This window comes from [Clostridium] ultunense DSM 10521, from assembly GCF_000511955.1.
Classification (GTDB): Bacteria; Bacillota; Clostridia; order Tissierellales; family Tepidimicrobiaceae; genus Schnuerera; species Schnuerera ultunensis.
In genome coordinates this window covers 3,413-24,833 of record NZ_AZSU01000008.1, presented here as the reverse complement: position 1 = coordinate 24,833, position 21,421 = coordinate 3,413, and the positions used below count along the sequence as shown (strand labels likewise).

At 31.8% G+C, this 21,421-nt stretch carries 20 protein-coding genes and 1 other RNA gene; 12 read left to right on the top strand and 9 right to left on the bottom strand.

What is annotated here, in order from left to right:
• Positions 1 to 53 precede the first annotated feature (53 nt).
• Genes CUL_RS0115325 through CUL_RS0115315 form a run of 3 tightly spaced genes read left to right on the top strand, consistent with a single transcriptional unit; the run spans position 54 to position 2,190 of the window.
• Complete coding sequence (locus CUL_RS0115325; protein WP_025642582.1) at positions 54 to 416, top strand: ABC transporter transmembrane domain-containing protein; 363 nt, start codon at positions 54 to 56, stop codon at positions 414 to 416.
• Positions 395 to 1,345, top strand: a complete 951-nt coding sequence (locus CUL_RS0115320; protein WP_025642580.1) for an ABC transporter transmembrane domain-containing protein — start codon at positions 395 to 397, stop codon at positions 1,343 to 1,345. The genes CUL_RS0115325 and CUL_RS0115320 overlap by 22 nt, the downstream gene beginning before the upstream one ends.
• 44 nt (positions 1,346 to 1,389) lie before the next feature.
• A complete protein-coding gene (locus tag CUL_RS0115315; protein WP_025642578.1) occupies positions 1,390 to 2,190 on the top strand; it encodes a histidinol-phosphatase HisJ family protein in 801 nt (266 codons plus the stop codon).
• Here CUL_RS0115315 and CUL_RS0115310 read toward each other — a convergent pair.
• From CUL_RS0115310 to CUL_RS0115300, 4 genes are all read right to left on the bottom strand, one after another.
• Entirely contained in the window at positions 2,187 to 2,429 is a 243-nt protein-coding gene (locus CUL_RS0115310) for a hypothetical protein (RefSeq protein WP_025642576.1), read from the bottom strand. The genes CUL_RS0115315 and CUL_RS0115310 overlap by 4 nt on opposite strands.
• A gap of 98 nt (positions 2,430 to 2,527) precedes the next feature.
• Positions 2,528 to 2,704, bottom strand: a non-coding RNA gene (ssrS, locus tag CUL_RS18555) — 6S RNA.
• A gap of 73 nt (positions 2,705 to 2,777) precedes the next feature.
• Positions 2,778 to 4,529 (bottom strand): ATP-dependent metallopeptidase FtsH/Yme1/Tma family protein, encoded by a 1,752-nt coding sequence (locus CUL_RS0115305; RefSeq protein WP_005587382.1) that lies wholly within the window; start codon positions 4,527 to 4,529, stop codon positions 2,778 to 2,780.
• Between the two features lie 159 nt (positions 4,530 to 4,688).
• The gene (locus CUL_RS0115300) at positions 4,689 to 4,973 is read right to left on the bottom strand and encodes a hypothetical protein (protein WP_025642574.1); all 285 of its coding nucleotides are present in this window, start codon (positions 4,971 to 4,973) and stop codon (positions 4,689 to 4,691) included.
• Positions 4,974 to 5,106: 133 nt separating this feature from the next.
• Between CUL_RS0115300 and CUL_RS0115295 the strand changes: the two genes are divergently transcribed.
• Positions 5,107 to 5,715: a hypothetical protein gene (locus CUL_RS0115295; RefSeq protein ID WP_025642571.1), complete on the top strand. Its 609-nt coding sequence runs from the start codon at positions 5,107 to 5,109 to the stop codon at positions 5,713 to 5,715.
• A 44-nt stretch (positions 5,716 to 5,759) separates the two neighbouring features.
• On the opposite strand, the gene CUL_RS0115290 is transcribed toward CUL_RS0115295, so the two are convergent.
• On the bottom strand, positions 5,760 to 6,662 hold the full coding sequence (locus CUL_RS0115290) for an RluA family pseudouridine synthase (protein ID WP_005587386.1): 903 nt from the start codon (positions 6,660 to 6,662) through the stop codon (positions 5,760 to 5,762).
• Positions 6,663 to 6,766: 104 nt separating this feature from the next.
• Between CUL_RS0115290 and CUL_RS0115285 the strand changes: the two genes are divergently transcribed.
• Entirely contained in the window at positions 6,767 to 7,582 is an 816-nt protein-coding gene (locus tag CUL_RS0115285) for an NAD(+)/NADH kinase (RefSeq protein ID WP_005587387.1), read from the top strand.
• Between the two features lie 66 nt (positions 7,583 to 7,648).
• On the opposite strand, the gene CUL_RS0115280 is transcribed toward CUL_RS0115285, so the two are convergent.
• From CUL_RS0115280 to CUL_RS0115270, 3 genes are read right to left on the bottom strand one after another with little or no spacing between them, the layout of a single operon-like run.
• Positions 7,649 to 9,052 carry a peptidoglycan D,D-transpeptidase FtsI family protein gene (locus CUL_RS0115280; protein WP_025642570.1) on the bottom strand — a complete coding sequence of 468 codons (1,404 nt, stop codon included), beginning with the start codon at positions 9,050 to 9,052 and terminating at the stop codon, positions 7,649 to 7,651.
• Positions 9,045 to 10,280 carry an FtsW/RodA/SpoVE family cell cycle protein gene (locus CUL_RS0115275; protein ID WP_330216566.1) on the bottom strand — a complete coding sequence of 412 codons (1,236 nt, stop codon included), beginning with the start codon at positions 10,278 to 10,280 and terminating at the stop codon, positions 9,045 to 9,047. Before CUL_RS0115275 ends, CUL_RS0115280 begins: the two co-directional genes overlap by 8 nt.
• Positions 10,281 to 10,293: 13 nt before the next feature.
• The gene (locus CUL_RS0115270) at positions 10,294 to 10,725 is read right to left on the bottom strand and encodes an FHA domain-containing protein (protein WP_005587391.1); all 432 of its coding nucleotides are present in this window, start codon (positions 10,723 to 10,725) and stop codon (positions 10,294 to 10,296) included.
• 151 nt (positions 10,726 to 10,876) lie between these two features.
• Between CUL_RS0115270 and CUL_RS18550 the strand changes: the two genes are divergently transcribed.
• From CUL_RS18550 to CUL_RS0115235, 7 genes are all read left to right on the top strand, one after another.
• A complete protein-coding gene (locus CUL_RS18550) occupies positions 10,877 to 11,272 on the top strand; it encodes a PspC domain-containing protein (RefSeq protein ID WP_025642567.1) in 396 nt (131 codons plus the stop codon).
• 122 nt (positions 11,273 to 11,394) lie between these two features.
• Entirely contained in the window at positions 11,395 to 12,039 is a 645-nt protein-coding gene (locus CUL_RS0115260) for an undecaprenyl diphosphate synthase family protein (RefSeq protein ID WP_005587393.1), read from the top strand.
• A gap of 71 nt (positions 12,040 to 12,110) precedes the next feature.
• Positions 12,111 to 12,782: an L-serine ammonia-lyase, iron-sulfur-dependent subunit beta gene (gene sdaAB / locus CUL_RS0115255; RefSeq protein ID WP_025642564.1), complete on the top strand. Its 672-nt coding sequence runs from the start codon at positions 12,111 to 12,113 to the stop codon at positions 12,780 to 12,782.
• A gap of 3 nt (positions 12,783 to 12,785) precedes the next feature.
• A complete protein-coding gene (gene sdaAA / locus CUL_RS0115250; protein WP_025642562.1) occupies positions 12,786 to 13,652 on the top strand; it encodes an L-serine ammonia-lyase, iron-sulfur-dependent, subunit alpha in 867 nt (288 codons plus the stop codon).
• Positions 13,649 to 18,490, top strand: coding sequence for a cytidyltransferase (locus tag CUL_RS0115245; RefSeq protein ID WP_025642560.1), 4,842 nt, complete (start codon positions 13,649 to 13,651; stop codon positions 18,488 to 18,490). The genes sdaAA and CUL_RS0115245 overlap by 4 nt, the downstream gene beginning before the upstream one ends.
• Positions 18,491 to 18,514: 24 nt before the next feature.
• Positions 18,515 to 19,765, top strand: coding sequence for a Rossmann-fold NAD(P)-binding domain-containing protein (locus tag CUL_RS0115240; RefSeq protein ID WP_035143358.1), 1,251 nt, complete (start codon positions 18,515 to 18,517; stop codon positions 19,763 to 19,765).
• Positions 19,762 to 20,811, top strand: a complete 1,050-nt coding sequence (locus CUL_RS0115235; protein ID WP_025642556.1) for a flavodoxin family protein — start codon at positions 19,762 to 19,764, stop codon at positions 20,809 to 20,811. The genes CUL_RS0115240 and CUL_RS0115235 overlap by 4 nt, the downstream gene beginning before the upstream one ends.
• 3 nt (positions 20,812 to 20,814) lie before the next feature.
• Here CUL_RS0115235 and CUL_RS0115230 read toward each other — a convergent pair.
• A partial coding sequence (locus CUL_RS0115230; RefSeq protein ID WP_035143364.1) for a sodium ion-translocating decarboxylase subunit beta occupies positions 20,815 to 21,421 on the bottom strand: 607 nt, incomplete at its 5' end.

The window sequence follows — 21,421 nt, the reverse complement described above, 5'->3', positions numbered from 1 at the left end:
ATAATTGTAGTAATTATTTTGACAGGTTCGATCATAGCTATAGGTAGGTATTTTTGAAGAATATATATAACGGGGATCTAATGGCCCATGCTACTAACGATATTAATGCTATTAGACATGCTTTAGGGCAAGGAATAATAATGCTAATAGATTCATTTTTTTTAACTTTATTGACTATAATAATGATAGTTAAAACTACTACTGTTAAATTGACAATAATCGCTCTATTTACTCTGCCCTTTATTACCATCATGGTTAGACAGTTTGGAAAGATAATACATAAAAGATTCCGTATAGTTCAAGAAGCTTTTTCTGATTTAACAGACGCGACCCAGGAGAGTTTTGCAGGAATCCGGGTCATAAAATCTTTCGTACAAGAAAATTTGGTAGTGGGATGGCCTATGATTCTAAATTGATGAAAAGACTGTTAAAATACGCTAAACCCTATTGGCATTTACTGGTATTAACAACGATTTTAATGATGTTAGTTACAGCTCTTGAACTTGTTAGACCTTACCTTATAAAGATAACTATAGATAATTATTATTTAATAAGTCCTGAAGACAGTAATTCTTTCCGAAGCCTTCAACTATCGAAAAGGGATTATCAAAACTTTAGAAAATATAACATGGACGGCCTTACCAAAATAGGTATTATATTTTTAGCTGCTATTATCGTTGCTTTCTTGTTTAATTATTTACAAGTCTATATACTAAATTATACTAGCCAAATGATAATATTTAATATTAGACAGGATATTTTTTCCCATATACAGAGTTTATCTATAGCTTATTTTGACAAAAATTCTGTGGGCAGATTGGTAACTAGGGTTATTAATGATACGGAAAATTTAAATGAAATGTATGCTGAAGTTTTAGTAAACCTATTTAAGGACATATTTATATTAGGAGGCATAATAATTATTATGCTTAAAATGGACTTTAAATTAGCATTTGTCAGAGCAACAGGTGCAGGTAAATCTTCAATTATTAATTTAATTACTCGCTTTTATGATATTCAAAAAGGGGAGATATTAATTAATGGTGTAAATATTAAGGACTATGATAAATATGAGTTGCGAAAACATATTGGGGTAGTTTTACAAGATGTATTCCTCTTTACTGGCACTATTAAAGACAATATAAGATTGAATAATAAAAATATTAAAGATGAAGAAATAGTAGAAATGGCAAAACACGTGAATGCTCATCATTTTATTAATAAATTGCCCCATCAATATGAAGAGCCTGTTATGGAGAGAGGTTCTACTTTATCCGCTCTGGAAAGGGAAGGGATCTATTACGACCTATATAGGCTACAATTTAAAGAAGATTTTTTTGCTTAAACTATACTATTAATAACTTAAAATAAATAATAGGGGTGTTAAATATGTATGATTTTCATATCCATAGTGATTTCTCTATAGATGGCAAGTATTTAATGGAAGAAATGGTATTAGGGGCAATTGATAAGAATATGAAAAGTATTTGCTTTACAGACCATATAGATTTTGATGTAACTGAGAATAGGATTGATATCGACTTTAGACCCAAGGATTATTTCAAAAAGGTGAAACAAGTTAAATATAAATATATGGATAAAATTGAAATATTGGCTGGAGTTGAAATAGGAATGCAACCCCATTTAAACAAAAGGTACCATGACCTTATTGATAATAATCCTTTTGATTTCGTCATAATATCAGTGCATAGTATAGAAGGAGTTGATGTACATGCAGATAAATTTACCTACGATAAAACACCTTTAGAAGCCTTAACCATATATTATGACTATCTCTATCAAAGTATAAAAAACTACGATAATTATGATGTAGTTGGACATATTGACTATATCGATAGATATTTTGAAGATTTTTCAAAGATCCCCAATTTCGAGGAATATTCTCCCTATGTGAAAAATGTTTTGGAACTAATAATATACCAAGGCAAGGGTATTGAAATCAATACTGCTGGAATGAAATATGGGCTAGGATATTACCATCCTAAAGTCGAAATACTTAAATTATATAGGGATTTAGGCGGTGAAATAATTACAATAGGCTCTGATGCTCATAGCCCTGAAGCCATAGGATGTGGATATAGGGAAGCAGAAAAACTACTTCGTGAATTAGAGTTTAAATATATTTATATTTTTAAGGAAAGGAAGAAATTCCCCATACATATAGGTTAGAATTCTTTCCTTTCTATTGAATAATTTTGTTTAAAACCACAATTTGGACATCGGTAGGTATGAAGACATTCCCCCCTCTTTACTCCATCAACAAGATAAGTTATTTCATCTAATAAATAGGGGCTATAGTCGTCCATAAGATTCACTAATGGACCTTTATCCACCATGATGGTATTACATTGGGAACAATTAAAAACCACTTTATATAGGCCATTGCATAAAGGACAGACTAAATTCATATTATTCCTCCTTACCTTGAGTAAAATCTCAATATATTATATACATAAATAAATTATAATATGCAAAAATCCCTTAGGATTGAATCCTAAGGGATTTTTGCATTCCCACAGTGCCGTCCTTCCAATTAATTCACACCCGCCTCTCACAAGGTGGGTGCCCTGTCAACAGCTTGAAGCTTCCATCCAAAGAAGGCCTGCTCTACACTGCTGAACCCGAACTCCCGTGTCCACTATGTCGGTTGAATTATTTGGATTAACGCACACCGCAGAAATCTTTTCTACATATATTATATCCTTTATACATGGAATCTGCAAGTGATGGAGGGAATTAAAAATGAGAATTTATGGCTACTTAGCCAGTATTTCATCTAGTTCTTGCTCATTTAATGATTCTTTTACTATTAATTCATTTGCAATCAAGTCTAGATATCCTTTATATTCTTTTAATAACTCTATTGTATCTGTATAGAGATTTTCCAACATCTCTTTAGCTCTTTCCATTAGAGAGATATCTGTATTTAAATTACTACTTAAAATAACATCATAGTTTAATAAACCTAAATGGTCATCCATTCCGTAGGATCCAATCATGGCCAAGGTCATTTCCGTTGCTTTTTGAAGATCGGAAGAAGCACCTGTGGTTATATTATCTTTACCAAAGACAATTTCCTCTGCAGCCCTTCCCCCTAACGCAACCATAATATTTGACACAATGTCTTTTTTAGTTTGGTACATCCTATCTGGAGGTATGTTTAGACTAAACCCTCCCATTCCTCTAGTACTAGGAATAATACTTACTTTTGTAACCCGATTTAAATTGGAAAGTTTTTTAGCTACCAAGGCATGTCCAGCCTCATGATAAGCAGTAATCTTCTTATCTTCTAGAGAAATACTGCTTCTATCCTTCTTTTCCTCTCCTACCAATACTGTAAAATAAGCTTTATTAATATGTTCCATAGTAATCCGTCTATCCCTATTTCTGGCAGCAATCATAGCAGACTCATTCATTAAATTTTCTAGTTTTGCTCCACTAAAATATACGGTTTCCAAAGCAACTTTTCTTAAATCTACCTCCTTAGATATAGGCTTGTTTCGACTATGAAGTTTTAAAATATCCAACCTTGCTTTTACATCTGGCAATCCTACTTCAATTTGCCTATCAAATCTTCCTGGTCTTAATAGAGCTTCGTCTAAGGTGTCAATCCTATTGGTAGCTGCCAAAACTATTGTTCCTTCATTGCCTTTAAAACCTGACATCTCCGTTAAAAGGGCATTTAATGTCCTATCCCCTTCTTCGCTGCCACTATGAGAATTTCCCCCTTTTCTTTTCTTTCCTAAAGAATCGATTTCATCAATAAATATTACAGATTTACCATTCTCTTTAGCCCTTTTGAATAATTCTCTTATTCTACTTGCACCTAGGCCAGCATAGACCTGGATAAAATCCGAACCGGATACAGCATAGAAAGGAACTTTTGCCTCACCGGCTAATGCCTTGGCTAATAAAGTTTTTCCCGTCCCAGGAGGTCCATATAGCAATACCCCTCTCGGCAACCTAGCACCATATCGAATATATTTTTCAGGATCTTGTATAAAATCCACCAATTCCTTTAAAGATTCTTTAGCTTCTTCATTACCAGCAACATCGTCAAAAGTAACCTTGTCTGTAGGTAAATTATCAGTATCTAGATTTGACATAGTAGCCATTTCCTTTTCAGCTTGTTTTGTACTGTTTTTAATTAAAAATGCTACCCCTCCTACACCTGCCATCATAAGGAGGAAACTTATCCCTTGATTGAAGACTCCATTGCTGTCCTTTTCTACCACTTTAACATTATTTAGCAACAAATATTCTTTGAAATTTTCTGTACGAGGATTGTCTGTAGTAAATTTTGTTCCATTATTTAATTTACCAATTAGCTTGTCGGAATCACTTATCTCTATTTCATCAACTAAGCCTTTTCCAACATGTTCTAAAAATAGTTTATATGATATTTCTTTATACTCTTTATCCCTATTTGTGTAAAAATAAATACTGGAAACCAATCCAATGGACATAATTAAAACTAATACTAGTTTTATTTTTCCATTTATTTTCATTCAATTTTCCTCCTTGGTTTACATAATGCTAATAAAATTATAGCATTGGAGACCATTCTTGTCCATTTCTTATTTTTGACAATTAATGAAGAGATTCTTTGCTTTGTTTTTATCCATTCTAGCTAAAGCAAAGAATCCCAGGCATTAATTGTCCACCGATTAATCCTTACCTAAAATATAAAGTATTCTATCCAATTTCTTTAATTGTTCTTCGTTTAACAAAGGCCTTATGCTATTTAATTTTTCAAATATTTCTTCATATTCTTCAGGGCTCATTTCAGACTCCATCTCCTCATTTACCCTTATTATCTCTACAAATATATCCTCTTCAGATTTATCAGAATAAGAATTTGCCAATCCCTCTATTAATTCTATTTGCTCCTCTGAAGGCTGAAAACCTTCAAATTCTTCCATTGCCTTTTTAATTTTATCATCTTTTTTCATAATAATTACCCCCTTATAGGTTCTAATCTAATTTATGAATTAAGCTTTAAATATATTACAATTAAATTTTGTAACCTTTTTTCAGGTAATAGCATAGAATAGATATATATATTTGATTCTAGGGGGATTTTTAATGTATAACGGGCTTGTATTTATTTTAATGCTAACTATATTTATTAATAGGAAAGAAGATACAGTTAATCTATGGGAAAATAAGTTTACAAAAATGGATTTGGATATACCTTATACTATAGAAAAAATACAGATTATGAAAAAGATTGGTCCTTATTTCCCTGAAGAAATCCTACCTTCTGTTAATAAAGCGCTGATGATTACAGAAAAATTGATTAAATTCTACGAAGCTATGGAATTCATCCAAATCTCAGGAGTAAATTATATACAAAATACAATTCCTGTAGAAAACAATCAAGAAAGATTGAGTTACATAGCCAACACCATAAAAAGAGAATTTTCTAAAGAAGAAATAAATCGTATGGGTACAGCTATAGAGACAATCTTAACTATGGATAAATTCAATAAATTATTTCAAATATTAAATTCTATTTTAACAAATCCCGACCATTTAAGTGATCCTGCTAGTATAATAAACTTCATGGAACCTTTAATGGAAGGAAAAGGTGAAAAAGAAAAAAAACAGTTAAGGGATATGACTAAAATGTTAGAGATTATGAAAACATTGGATTCCCCCAAAAAAACTGAAGAAAAAGAGGGGGATGTATAATAAATTAGCTTTAGCCCCCTAAACCAGGCTAAAGCTTTTTTATATCAATAATTTTCAAAATGGTTTATTAAATTTTTAATATCGTTGGGGATTGGAGCCTTTAGCTCTATATTATCCTTGCTTCTAGGAAGTTTAGCCTTTAAATAGTGAGAATGTAAAGCTTGTCTTCCTATATATTCACTAGGTTTATAGTATAAGGTATCTCCAATAATAGGATGCCCTATATGACTTAAATGAACCCGTATCTGATGGCTTCTACCAGTAAGGATTTCCACATCTAAAAGACTAGCTTCCTTATATCTTTCTATTACCTTATATTTGGTTATAGCCTCTTTTCCTTTTTGGGTAACAGTTTTCTTAATGCTCTTTTCTTCTCCCCTTCCTATAGGTAGACTGATAACATCTTGGTCCTTCTTTACAATACCGGCTACTACAACTATGTACCCTTTCACTACTTCATTGTTTTCAAATTGTAATGCCATTTGTTGATGGGCAAAGGAGGATTTAGCTACCAATAAAATACCCGATGTATCCATGTCTAACCTATTAATAAATCGTATCTTTCTTTTTATTCCCTTGTTTTTAAAATAGTAGCTTATACCATTAGATATGGTATTTTGTTGATGGCTTTTTGTCTGATGTACCACTATATAAGGTTGTTTGTTTAAAACTAGCAAATCCATATCTTCATATACAATATCTAAGGGGATTGGTTCTGGTAAAGTATTTTCTATCTCATCTTCTATTATTATGGATACAATATCTCCTCCCTTTAACACTTTGTTCTTCCTTTGAAATTCTCCATTTATAAATATGTTTTTCTCTCTGTATAATCGCCTAAAAAACCGCCCAGATATTTCATTGCTGAATAAAAATTCGTCCAATGATTGGCCATTTCTTTCTACATTGAATACAATTACATTTTCACTGTTTTTTAATAAACTCATCTTTACCTCCAAATATTAGTACTTTTATTGTATAATATAGCTACAGTTTATTATACCAAAAATATATTAAATTTAAATAAGATACAAGTTTGGAGGGGAAATTTTTGAATCCTACTAATAAGAAAAGGATTATAAATGTTATTTCAAATTATAATCCAGCATCAAAAAAAACCTTTAATCTACTAATGGAAAAATTGAATAAAGAAGGCTTTATTGTACCAGAAAAATACAGTAATAAAGCAGAGCTAAATATTTGTATAGGTGGAGACGGGGCTTTTTTAAGGACAGTCCACAAATATCAATTTCCACATATACCCTTTGTTGGTATAAATACTGGTCATTTAGGATTTTTTCAAGAAATATTACCTGAACATATTGATGAATTCATAGAAAAATATTTGAACAAGGACTATGTTATTGAAGAAATTTATTTAGTAAAAGCTAATATTTGTACCCAAACAAGTTGCTTTGAATTATACGGGGTTAATGAAATAGTCATTAAAGGAATTCAATCTAAAGTAGTACATTTGGAAATTTTTATCGATGGAAATCATTTAGAAAAATTCTGTGGAGATGGTATAATTGTATCTACACCTGTCGGGAGTACAGCTTATAATTTTTCCACTGGTGGCAGTATAATATATCCCTCCTTAAAGACTTTACAGATTACCCCCTTATCGCCTATAAGTTCGAGGGCTTATCGCTCTTTGCCTAATAGCGCAATAGTACCAGGTGATATTCCAATAACCATTAAACCAGAGTATCGGTATGAAAATTCCATTTTGATTGTAGTTGATGGATTTGAAATTAGGTACGATAATATAACTAAAATAGATTTTACAATTCCAAAGAAGACAATATCTAAACTGAACTTCGATAAGAATATGTACTGGAATAATTTGAAAAGCAAGTTTTTATAAGAAAAAATCCCATCTATTAGATAAAATGCATATACTCCAATAATAGATGGGATTTCTGTTCTTATATCATTTAATCGTATTTATAGCCTCTATCATTATATTTCTTGCTATGGGTGCTGCTGCTTGACCTCCTGTGCTTCCTTCCTCTTCTAAAACTACTGCCACTGCAATTTGAGGGTCATCTGCTGGTGCAAAACCTATAAACCAAGCATGGGCTTTACCTGATGGATTTTCAGCAGTACCGGTTTTACCAGCCACTCTAATATTTTTAATACTCGCATTTTTAGAAGTTCCCCGCTTTACTCCTTCTACCATCATATTTTTAACTTCATTGGCAGTAAATATGTCTGCACCTCTGGATATGGTCTGAGGCTGGCTCTGCCTTATTACTTTTCCCTCTGGCGATATAATTTCCTTAACTAGAATGGGTTTTACCATTTCCCCTTTATTTGCAACGCTAGAAGCCACTAAAGCCATATTTAAAGGAGTTACCAGAACCTTCCCCTGCCCAATACTTGCAGCTGCAATATCAGTCTTGCCAATATTATCCTTATAGGGAAAAGTGGATTTTGCTGTTGGAAGGTCGAAAGGAATCTTTTTATTGATCATAAACCTTTCAGTAACTTCCCCTAACTTCTCCTTCCCAATTAATACACCTTTTTCTGCAAAGTAGGTGTTACAGGATTTAACCAGGGCTTCTTCAAGACTCAATTTGCCATGGGCTTTGCTATTATAGTCTTTTAAAACGTATCCATCAATTTTTGTACTTCCCTTACATTCATACTCTCTATCCAAATCAGTTTTTTCTATGGCTGCTACAGCGGTTATTACCTTAAATGTAGAACCAGGAGTATATAATCCAGAAGTTGCCCTATTTAAAAATGGGCTATTTTCATCTTCAACAATATTGCTCCAATTTTCTTTAAGAGCTGAAGGATTGAAGTCGGGTAGACTTACCATAGCGTACATTTCACCTGTTTTTGGATTCATAGCCACTATTGAGCCTTTCTTTCCCTTTAAAAGGTTTCTAGCATATTCTTGGATATGGTGGTCTATAGTGAGTTTTAATGTATTTCCTTCTGTATTTGGTATTACTATGTTTTTTAATTCATTTAAAGGGGTTGAATCACTAATATTTAATAAAGCATTATTATATTCTAACTCCAACCCTACTTTCCCGTATTCCCTATAGCTATAACCAATAATATGACTATAGAGGCTACCGTAATTATAAATCCTTTTATAGGTTTCTCCTTCCTTTTCACTATAAGCTAATATCTTCCCATCTCTATCTATAATGGAACCTCTCAGTATTTTTTCTTCATTTATCCATAACCGTTTGTTATAGCTATTCATCTTTATGGACTCAGCCTTAAATACTTGAAAATAACTTAAATATGCTACCAAACTAACGAATAATATACAAATTCCTACCAATACGGTAATAATCCTTTTAAGCTCTTTATCCATCTTTCTCCACCTCGAAATCTAGTTCTTCTGATGCTACTTGAAGGATTCCTAAAGCTATGAAACTCGACAACATAGAACTACCACCATAAGAGACAAAAGGTATGGTGATGCCTGTTAAGGGGATCATCTTCAAAACCCCCCCAAAAATTATAAAGGACTGGATTCCAAATAATATACTAATGCCTAAAGCCACTATCCTATAAAATTTAATTTCTTGCTTAATTGCTATTTTAAATCCCCTATAAACTAATATTAAAAACAACATTATAATACCTATCCCAGTAAATATACCCATCTCCTCACATATGGCGGAGAAAATAAAGTCTGTATGGACTTCAGGAATAAAATCTGGGTATCCTAATCCAATTCCAGTTCCAAAAAACCCGCCCTCAGCAATGGCAAACAAGGATTGAGTTATTTGATACCCTTTATTATCTATATACTTCCATGGGTTTAACCAGGTTTCGAATCTAATTTTAACATGAGGAAAAATAAAATACCCTAATGTCCCACTTACAATAAAAATCAAAAGGTTATATAATACTAATTTTCTATTTTCCTCATAGATAAATTGGAGTGCTAAAAACAGGGAATAAAATATTAATACTGCTCCTAAATCCCTTTGTAAAAATAAAAACATGATAAAAATATACATGATTCCCATTAGATAGTAAGGCCCGTATTTCTTCTCCTTATATTTTTCATAATTAGCATAATAAGAACTGATGAGAAAAATTGCTAGTATTTTTATAATCTCTGAAGGCTGGAACCCGAATCTACCAATTGTAATCCAGTTAATTGAGCCTTTAGTTCTAGTACCTAATAACAAAGTCATTATAAACAAAATGATTGAACTAATTCCATACAGCCAGATCCATTCTTCCCATCCTTTTATTTTTTTAAAGAAGAAATAGGTTATAAAAAATATTATGATACCCATTCCTATCCAAAGAACCTGTTTAATACCTAAGAGTGGATCTATTCTATAAATCATAATAACCCCAATACTTATAAGCATAGTCACTATTAGGAATATATAGCTATCCCCTGTAGATATACGCAATAAAATAAAATTAGATATATAAACAATGAATATAAGGGTAATACCATAGATTATGGTAAGTTTATCCAAATTATCCTTATCATATATAAAAAGAAGCAATAGGGCCATCAATTCAAACAAAACTAGTAGATTACGTGGTAATTTATAACTAACCTTTTTATTCATCATATTTCCATCCCTACTCTCTACCTACATATAAAAATTCAACTTGTCCTATCCTGATTCTATCTCCATTTTTCAACTGGGCTACATCCATAATTTTATCACCATTTAAATAGGTACCATTTGCACTATTTAAATCTTCTAAATAATAATCTCCTTCATCTTTAACTATTCTTAAATGTTTTTTTGAAATATATGGGTCCTTTATCATAATTTCGTTGTCCTTCCCTCTACCTAAGTAGGCTTCATCTGCTAAATGGTAATATTCTTTCACCTTAAAAGGTAGAGTATCTTTTTTATTCACAAGTTTTAAATAACTACTGTCATCTAAAGGGGCAGTATCTATTCCCTTGATATCTAGATATATAAGCCTTATAATACTCAGTATAAATAGGTAAATAATCACTATAAAAACATATTTAAATATTAAAGAAAATATATTATACATTTTAGTCCTCCAAATTTATTTTATCCTTTTATTAATGTTATCACAAAGAAACTATATTGTGAATAATTTTAAACTATAAGCTATATTTAATTTTAGCCAATTATCTGTTAAAATAATACTTAATACTAGGCAACTATAAAGGAGGAAATATATGAATAAAAAATTGAAACGGTCTAGTTCTGATAAGATTTTAGCTGGAGTCTGTGGTGGAATAGGTGAATATTTCAATGTAGACCCGGTAATTGTACGTATCCTTTGGGTATTAATTACTTTTATGCCTGGAGGGCCTGGACTATTAGCCTACATAGTCTGTGCATTGATAATTCCTGAAGACAATGGAGTAATATATCAGGATACCAATGGTGGTTCAAGCACAAAAAACACCCCTATTTTCATCGGTATTGCCTTAATTATCGTAGGGGGGTATATGTTAGCAAGGCTTATATTACCCCAGCATGTCTTTAGATTCTTCAATATCTTTAGATATTGGCCAATTTTACTAATTTTAGCAGGTGTTTATATTATAATCAATAATAACAAGGGCTAAATAGGAGCTCATCTTGTTATTGCTATTATTTGCTAATCTAATAAGCAAAGCCTATAGGGTGTATTTTTTAACTGTCAACTGGAAATAATATGAATAAATAAAATTAGGAAGGTAGTGATACTATGAGAATCCCTGAACATATAGGGATTATCCCTGATGGCAATAGAAGATGGGCTTTGAAAAATGGTCTTTCTAAGGAGGAAGGTTATAAAGAAGGCTTAAAACCTGGTTTAGAGCTATTCAAATTATGCGAAAAAGTAGGAATAAAGGAATTAACCTATTATGGGTTTACTGTAGATAATACTAAACGCCCTAGAACTCAACGATTGGCTTTTACCCAAGCTTGCGTAGAGGCGGTCAAAATGTTGGCAAAAGAAAATGCCTCTTTACTAGTAGTAGGCAATACAGACTCGGAAATGTTTCCTAAACCTTTAATTCCCTTTACCATAAAAAGGCAAGTATTTGGTAATGGGGGAATAAAAGTAAATTTCTTGGTTAACTATGGATGGCAATGGGATTTAAAAGATTATTTCATCCCAGATGAAAAAAGTCCTAATTTAACCCAGTTAATAAAATCTAGGAATATTTCTAGAGTTGATCTTATCATCCGCTGGGGTGGCAGAAGAAGGTTGAGTGGTTTCCCCCCATTGCAAACGGTATATGCGGACTTTTATGTAATCGACGATTATTGGCCTGATTTTAAACAAGAACATTTTTACCATGCCCTTGACTGGTATGATAAACAGGATATAACCTTAGGAGGGTAAACCTCCTTTTTTTGTTGCCTAAATTATAATAAAATGCTAAAATTAATACACTAAAGGTAAGGAGGTTAGAAATGAAAAATTATGGGGTATTTGATATTTTAGGACCTGTGATGATTGGACCTTCTAGTTCCCATACTGCAGGAGCTGCAAGGCTAGGTAAAATTGGAAGGGAAATTGCAGATGATTTTTTTTATAAGGTCACCTTCTACCTTCATGGTTCCTTCGCCAAAACCTATAAAGGTCACGGTACTGATAGGGCCTTAGTAGCAGGTGTCCTTGGAATGGATCCCTCTGATGAAAGAATAAAAAGATCTTTAAATATAGCTAAAGATAAAGGAATAGACATAGAATTTGTAGAAGCGGATTTGGGATATGTACACCCAAATACTGTTAAAATAGTGTTCCATTATAAGGATAAAGATGATTATTATATAATAGGTTCTTCAATCGGAGGAGGCAATATCCTGATTACCGATATTAACGGAAATAGAGTTGAGTTTACCGGTGATTATCCAACTATTTTAATAAAATATAAGGATCAAAAAGGTTCTATAAGCAGGATAAGCTCAATCCTTTCAAATGAAGATATTAATATTGCCACTATGAAGGTGTCACGGGAAGGTAAAATTGCAACTATGGTTATGGAAATAGATAGCCCTATAAAGGATAAAATAATTAATAGTATATCATCTCTAGATGAAATTATATATATTACTGGAATTAACCCAATAGGGAGGTTTTGATCTATGTTTAACAAAGGAAAAGAATTGTTAAAATTATGTAAAGAACAAAATAAAAAAATATCAGAAATAGTTATAGAAAAAGAAATGGATAATAATAGTATATCCTATAATGAGCTTATGGAAAATATGAAATTCGTTTTAGATACTATGATAAGTTCTGCTAACAACGGTCTAAATAAAAAGATTATTTCTGTATCCAAACTTACTGGTGGAGATGCAAAAAAATTAGAAGACTATAAAAATAAAAGAAATACTATTTGTGGGAATCTAATTAACTCTGCCATGGCGAAAGCCCTATCTACTTCAGAGGTCAATGCATCCATGGGTAGAATTGTTGCTGCTCCAACTGCTGGTGCTTCAGGTATATTACCTAGTGCAATTATTACAGTTAAAGATAAATTTAATCTAACGGAAAAAGATATGATCTATGGATTGTTCACAGCAGGAGGAATAGGTGAAATAATAGCAAAAAATGCTACTATATCTGGGGCGGAAGGAGGTTGTCAAGCAGAATGTGGATCTGCTAGCGCCATGGCTGCCGCAGCTATTGTAGAGATGATAGGTGGAGATGTAGAAACCGCTTTAAATGCCGCTTCTTTTTCTCTAATAAATATTATGGGATTAGTTTGTGACCCAGTGGCAGGTCTAGTAGAATTTCCCTGTGCATTACGCAATGCTTCTGGTGTAGCTAATGCTTTAATTTCTGCCGATTTAGCTATGGCAGGAATCAAATCCTTAGTGCCCTTTGATGAGGTAGTAGAAGCCATGTATAGGGTAGGCAAAGCTATGCCTGAATCCTTGAAGGAGACTGCATTAGGTGGAGTGGCTTCTACTCCAACGGGAGAGGGGTTTAAAAGGAGGTTACTATGAGTAAAGCCTATAATGAAATTAATAAATTGATTTTAAACGAATTAGAAAAAGGATATTTAGAACTTTACCATAAAGATTTATTACAATTTATCCAAAGTAATGATTTTAAGACTAAATTAAATAAAATAATCTCCAAGAACAAATATGATGCTCTTTCTTTAATGGAATTGCTATATCCATTATATGTTAAATATCTTGAATTTTCAAAAATAGATTGGCTAAAATATATTTTTGATTATGTTCTAAGTTTGTCCTTTCCCGAAAAGGTTTCTAGAAAATTTGAAGAGGAATTAAATCCTTTAGTCTTCTTTTACTTAAATCTATTGCGTATTTTTTCCCGTTTTGAAATAAAGTATGATAGAAGCAATTTTTTATACAAATATCCTATAGGTTTTCTAGAATCCGAAGAGGAAATAAATACAAAATTTTTAGATGAATATTTAGTTTTTAAAAATGCCTTTTTAAATAACTGGATATATGAATTAATGAAAATGGATTTATCCCTGACTAATCACAATACTATAGACCATGTGGTTGGAGTAAACCATCTTAGTCTTAATATAGGGAGACAACTTAAAATCTTAGGATTGCCCATTGATTTAGGCATTATAGTAGGGGCTGGACTAGGCCATGATATAGGTAAATATGGGGTAAGAGAAGAGGAGCTGGATAGGGTGCCCTATCTACACTATTACTACACTGAAAAATGGTTTAATCGATTAGGTATAGAAAAAACTGGCCATATTGCCACCAATCACTCTACCTGGGATTTAGAACTGGAAAATTTACCTCTTGAATCTCTAGTTTTAATATATGCAGATTTCAGAGTTAAGAACAAGAAATATAAAAGTTATTACGAAATGCATATATACACTTTAGAAGAAGCTTACGACATTATACTTAATAAATTGGATAATTTAGATTCTAAAAAAGAACAGAGGTATGAAAAAGTATATAAGAAACTGAAAGATTTTGAAAACTATATGTTAAGCTTAGGAGTAAATACGGATTTAACAAAGAGGATTCCTCATAAAAAAACTTTAAAACCTTATCCTTTAATGGACAATGAGGAAATTGTTGAAAATATAAAATATTTTGCAATAGAACATAATATAAATTTAATGGCCAAGCTATTAGATGATGTGAGTTTCAACAATATATTAGAAATGGCTAGGTCCGAATATAATTGGAGAAAGCTTAGATTATATCTTCAGATTTTTAAGGAATATTCTACTTACTTAACTCAAAGACAGAAAATAGTAACTTTGCACTTTCTAACAGACCTATTATTCCATAAGGAAGAAGATATTCGGAAAGAAGCAGCAGAATTAATAGGACTGTTGATTAGCCAATATGATGAAGAATATAGAAAGGAAGTACCAGAGGCTATTAAAAGGCATAATCCTGAAACAACTAGCTTAAAAGTCTTGAAAGAACTATTAAATTATATTCTATATCCAGAACACAAAATGGCTGAATCCCATTTAGAGTGGCAATATAATTTAAAAACTATTATTAAATCCTTATTCTATAATTCTAGAATAGAAAATTATGAAAAATATTCAAAACTGTTAATTAATTATTATGATTGTTACCAATCCATATCTCCAATTAATCAACTTTATTTATCTCAAACTTTAAAATATATTCCCCTACTCTATTTAGATGATATGGATTTAAAAAGACTCTATGAATATACAATAAACCAACTAAATTCAAATATTTTGGAAATTAGATTGACAGTTTTAGATATAATTGACGAAATCTTCGAAGAATTAAAAGAAAATAAGAAATTTGTAATCCTTCTAAAAAATTGGATGCTAGATAATTTACAGATTTCACCTTATGCATCTGAAAACTATTTAAAATATAAACTAGCCCTGAAACTCGATATGGAACCCCATATCCTGAAACATCTAGAATTTAATTATAAAAAGGTAGAAGAAAATATTTCAGAAGTATTTCTAACAAACTTAAAAACTGCAACAGAGTGGATGAATAAAAAAGTAAATATCGATATCTTATATGATCAGGTAAAGAGATCCCCAGATTCTTATGGCCTCCATACTGGTATGCATTTTTGCAATCTATTAAAAGTTAGCGCTATAGAAAAAGTACGTAATTACGCTGGACATACTTTATTGCATATATTTGAATTTTTATCCCAAGAGGAGAGAAATGATATAGCTGTTGAACTTCTTAGGGCTTTAGAGATGCAAAACTACCAATTTACTAAATATATACCAAATTATTTAGGCCAACTACTTTTATACCTTCAACCTACTGAATTAGATGAGATAATCGATGATTTCGAAGAAAAAATTCGGCAGTCTAACACCCAAATAGTATTCTTGCTATTAAAAACCATAGGTATATGTATTGAAAATTATCCTAAATATGGCAAAAGGTTTAAAGAGGAAAAAGAATTTAACGAGAAACGGTTAGATAGGCTTCTAGGGCTATTATTAAACGGAATGGCCTCCTTTGATGAAGAAATAAAGGCAGAATCCTTTAGAATTATTGGCAGTCAAATTTTCAATTCTAATAGACTACTACTGAAAGAAAAATATTTTATATTTACTAGAATAGGAAAAAAAGTACTGACATTATTGACAAAAAAGGAAGATGATGAGTTTATTTTTCTTAACAACTCTGCTTCATTAAACAGTATATATAGATTTATATTGGATTACGAATTTATTTATGGTCCTATTGAATTAATTAGCAATAAAAAGGTAGCCTTCTTCCCTGGAAGTTTTGATCCCTTTTCCCTTAGTCATAAGAAGATTGCTACAGAAATAAAGAGACAAGGCTTTGAAGTCTATTTAGCAGTAGATGAGTTCTCCTGGTCTAAAAGAACTCAACCTCATAGATTTAGAAGGGATATTATAAATATGACCATTGCCCATGAAAGAAACATATTCCTATTTCCTAGTGAGATACCTGTCAACATAAGTAATTACAAGGATTTAATTAAGCTAAAGTCCCTCTTTAATAATAGAGATGTATATATGGTAGTAGGAACAGATGTATTGGTCAATGCTTCTGCTTATGAAAAAGGTGGAGTATTAAATGAATTTCCCCATATAGTTTTTGACAGGAAGAGTATTCAGTCTAAAGAGAATGAAGAGATTATATTAGAAAAAAGGCTTGAAAATATTAAGGGCGAGATATTAAGGCTTTCACTTCCTGCTCAATATGAGGATATTAGTTCTACCCAAATTAGGGAATCTATAGATTTAAATAGGGATGTTTCAAATGAAATAGACCCTTTAGCTCAACGATATATCTATAAATATGGACTCTATTTAAATGAACCCCAATATAAATCTTTAGTTCAAACAAAAACTATGGAGACTGAGATCATAAACAATATTAATGACAATTTGATTCAATATCTGAATAAAAGATTTAGCCATAGAATAGATATGAAAGCCATTCATGAATTGAGGAATAAACTCAATCCGGTATTACTATTAGTTAAAGAAACCAAAAGCAATTCTATCCTTGGGTTTTCAACCTTCTATTGGGTTAGAAGTAGTATGCTGTATGATGAATTACAGAACACCAATATAACGGAGTATTTTAGGAAGCATTCAAAAGGCAGATTAGTTCTAATTTCTGGAATACATACAGAAACTAATGACTATCATACCGCCGAAATCATGTTGAATGAAACTTTAGCTCATTGTATCAGTTTAGACTATAATTATGCCATATTTAAAAATTGTTTAACCCATCATAATAAGGAATATATAGAAGAAAACTTGAAACATCAAGGTTTTATAGAGACTCCCTTTACCTATAACAACTGCCCCATTTTTATGGTTGACATGAATAATCCTATGACTTTAAATCAAGATTTAGAGAATCTTTTAAAGCCCCCCTTCGAGGAAAATCTGGAATTAAAGAAGGTAATTGATACTAGGAGAAAAAAATTGAAAGAGGCCATTTCAAGTTTGTATTCAGGCAAATTATTGCTCTCCTTCAATAGAGATATGATATATAGCAAATTGATCCAAAAAATCTGCGATACTAATGAAGTCTCTATAATACAAAAACGAAACAGAATTTTAGGCCCCAATATATGCGTACCTTTCGGCTCTATACTAAATGGTACCATATTACCCAATACTATTACCAAAACTATGCATACTGAAAAAATTTTTAATCCTAGTATAGATGATTTTACCATTGCAGCATTTCCAAATTATTTAAGCTTAGAAAATCAATCAAAGGTATTGGAATCCTTCGATAGGCCTGTAATTTTAGTAGATGATCTCCTCCATAAAGGCTATAGACTAAATGTAATTGAACCCTTGTTAAGAAGGACCCAGATTCATATTAAAAAGGTAATAGTAGGGATTCTAACTGGTAGAGGAAGTGAAATCGGAAAGGTAAAAAATATTGATGTAGACAGCGCGTATTTTGTTCCTAATTTAAAACTCTGGTTTAATGAAAGTGACCAATATCCCTTTATAGGTGGGGATATGGTACTTAGGGATGGATCGATTCAAGATTATTTAATACCAAGTATCAATTTAATACTTCCCTATGTTTCACCAAGTTTTATTAAAAATACTTCTACCAAAAATATATATAGATTATCTGAAACATGTTTAACCAATGCAATAGAAATATTTCAAGTCATGGAGAAGGTTTATCAAGAAATAAATGAGAAAAATTTAATAATAAAAAATCTAGGAGAAATATTAGTTTCTCCAAGGAGACCGGATACCTATAAGAGTATGGAATCCCTCATCAATCTAAAACCTTCCTTTTGTTTAGAGTCAGATCTAGAACATCTTAAAAGGATAGCAAATATTGTAAATAGATAGACTGTTATAGGAGGCGGTAAGAATATGATCAATTACTATAAACATAAAGGAGAATATTTTTTCTCTTTCCAAGAATACGATAACTTCAATAGAATCCATGAAGAAGATGTGAAAAAAAATGGAGGACAATTATATTTTTTAAATAGACTAAACCCTATTAAATCTAGAAGAAGTTTTTTAATTAACCATCCATCTTTGTTGTTCATTGAAAAGGAGGGGATTGAATTACTTCTTTTAGATACTAAAGATTATCTCGATTTAATTCCCTCTTGGATAATAGATAAGATTAATAAAGGCTTAGTCTTTTCCTTAAATACTTGTTATCCTAATTGGGAAGGTATCCTTGGCCAAAGGCTCAATAAAAAGTGGAAAGTTAACCTATTAGCGCTAGGAGATGTAGGAAGTACTCTTCTCATAGGTTTAAGACTTTTAGGTGAAGATTATATTGATAAAATAGGCATCTACGATAGAAAAGTTAATAGGTTAAAGCGATGGAAATATGAACTCAATCAAATTAGGAAACCTTTTGATGAGGATGCTTTTCCCCCTATTTATCTATTGGATAGGGATGAACTATTTGATTGCGATATTTTCCTATTTTGTGCCTCAAAAGGAATACCACCTGTAGGTAGTAATATTGGCGATGTTAGAATGGCACAGTTTGAATCCAATTCTGAAATAATAAAAGAATATGCAATAATGGCACGAAACAAAGGCTTTAAAGGGATATTCGCAGTAGTGTCCGATCCAGTAGATCTATTGTGTAAAGTAGCCTTTTTAGAAAGCAATAAAAATGAAAAAGGTATATATGATTTTCAAGGTTTAGCTTCAAACCAAATAATTGGATATGGTCTAGGGGTTATGAATGGTAGAGCTTGCTTTTATGCTGAAAAATCTAAGGACACAATCCATTATCTAAAGGAAGGAAGAGTTTTTGGTCCCCATGGAGAAGGTTTAATTGTAGCTGATAGTGTTGATAATTATGATGAAAAACTATCAGAATACTTAACATATAAAACTTTAAATGCTAATAAAGAGGTTAGGAATTTAGGCTTTAAGCCCTATGTTGCTCCTAGCCTATCCTCTGGTGCCCTACCCATTATTGCTACTATCAAAGGAGAGTGGTTTTACGGATCCACCTATATAGGAGGTGCTTATATGGGGTCTAAATGTAGATTAATAGATAATCAAATAGAAGTTGAACAGTTAGATATGCCTTTGAAGTTGTTTAATAAAATAAAAGATACCTATGAAAGGTTAGTGAATATAATATGAAAAATTATTATCTTGTACTACCAGAAAAACCCTCCCCCTTTTTAAAACAAATGATAGACATGGCTACCAAAAATATAAAATATGAGATATTGAAAGATTTTGAACAGCTACCGGATTTAAGAAATAAGAAGATTATATATGGAGTAGAATTGCCTATAACAGGAGTGAGCAATAATTTGAATAAGTTTTTTTTAGAATTATTCAGTCGAGGGTATGATTCATTACTTGGTGCAGAAGGTATAGTCCTAGTTCACAGCCAATATCAATATTTTACAAAAACTGCAGCCCAATCCATAATATTTAAATCCAACCTTTTAGGTTGTAGATTCTCCGGCAGACCCATGGTAGAAGCTACAAGAAATTTAGACAATTTTCTTCCTTTAAAAAAGGTATATGAATTACCCCTAGAGGAAATCTGTTTATATTTATGTGAAGAGCTAGGAAAGAGATTTGTAAATGATCAAATAGACAGGGTAGAAAATCCTAAAATATTAGTACTCCATTCAAGTAATAGGATGTATTCCAATACTTTGACCTTATGGGATATGGTGAAAGGAAATCTAAAGGAAATATCTATTACAGAAATTAATATTCAAAACGGCACTATTGTAGATTGTATAGGATGTCCTTATAAAACTTGTAAACATTACGGTCAGCAGACCAAATGTTTTTATGGTGGGATTATTGTAAAAGAAGTATACCCTGCCATATTAGAAGCAGACTCCCTTGTATTTATTTGTCCTAATTATAATGATATGATTACGGCTAATCTAGTAGCATTGATAAATAGATTGACAGCTCTATTTCGAAAAACTAAATTTTATGACAAAACCCTGTTTTCCATTATTGTATCTGGCCATTCAGGAGGAGATGCCTTGGCTAAACAGTTAATCAGCAGCTTAAATATCAATAAGACCTTTAGATTACCACCATATTTTGCTTTAATGGCCGTAGCTAATGACAGAGGAGCAATAAAAAAAGTTCCTCATATTGAGGAACTTGCAAAGGATTTTGCTGAGAATATGGTTAGTGAAATAAAGAGGTGATCCTTATCCTCCAAAGAACATCAATAATAGTCCTGCTGCTACTGCTGAACCAATAACTCCTGCTACATTTGGTCCCATAGCATGCATTAGTAAAAAGTTTCTTGGGTTGGCTTCTTGCCCAACTTTTTGGGCAACTCTTGCTGCCATTGGTACTGCCGATACTCCTGCTGCTCCAATTAACGGATTTACTTTTCCTCCAGTTGCTTTACACATTATTTTTCCGAATATTACTCCTGCTGCGGTTCCTATGGAGAAAGCTATTAGTCCTAATATTATTATCTTTATTGTTCCCCATTGGATAAAGATTTCTGCGTTGGCTGTAGCTCCTACTGTTAATCCTAGAAATACTGTTACTATATTCATTAACTCATTTTGTACTGTTTTAGATAATCTCTCTACTACCCCTGATTCCCTCATTAGATTACCTAACATTAACATTCCTACTAATGGCCCTGCTGAAGGTAATATCAATGTTACAACTACTGCAATCATTATGGGAAATATTATCTTTTCTTTTTTAGATACGGGGCGTAGTTGTTCCATTACTATTTTTCTTTCTTCTTCTGTGGTCAATGCTTTCATTATCGGTGGTTGTATTATTGGTACTAAT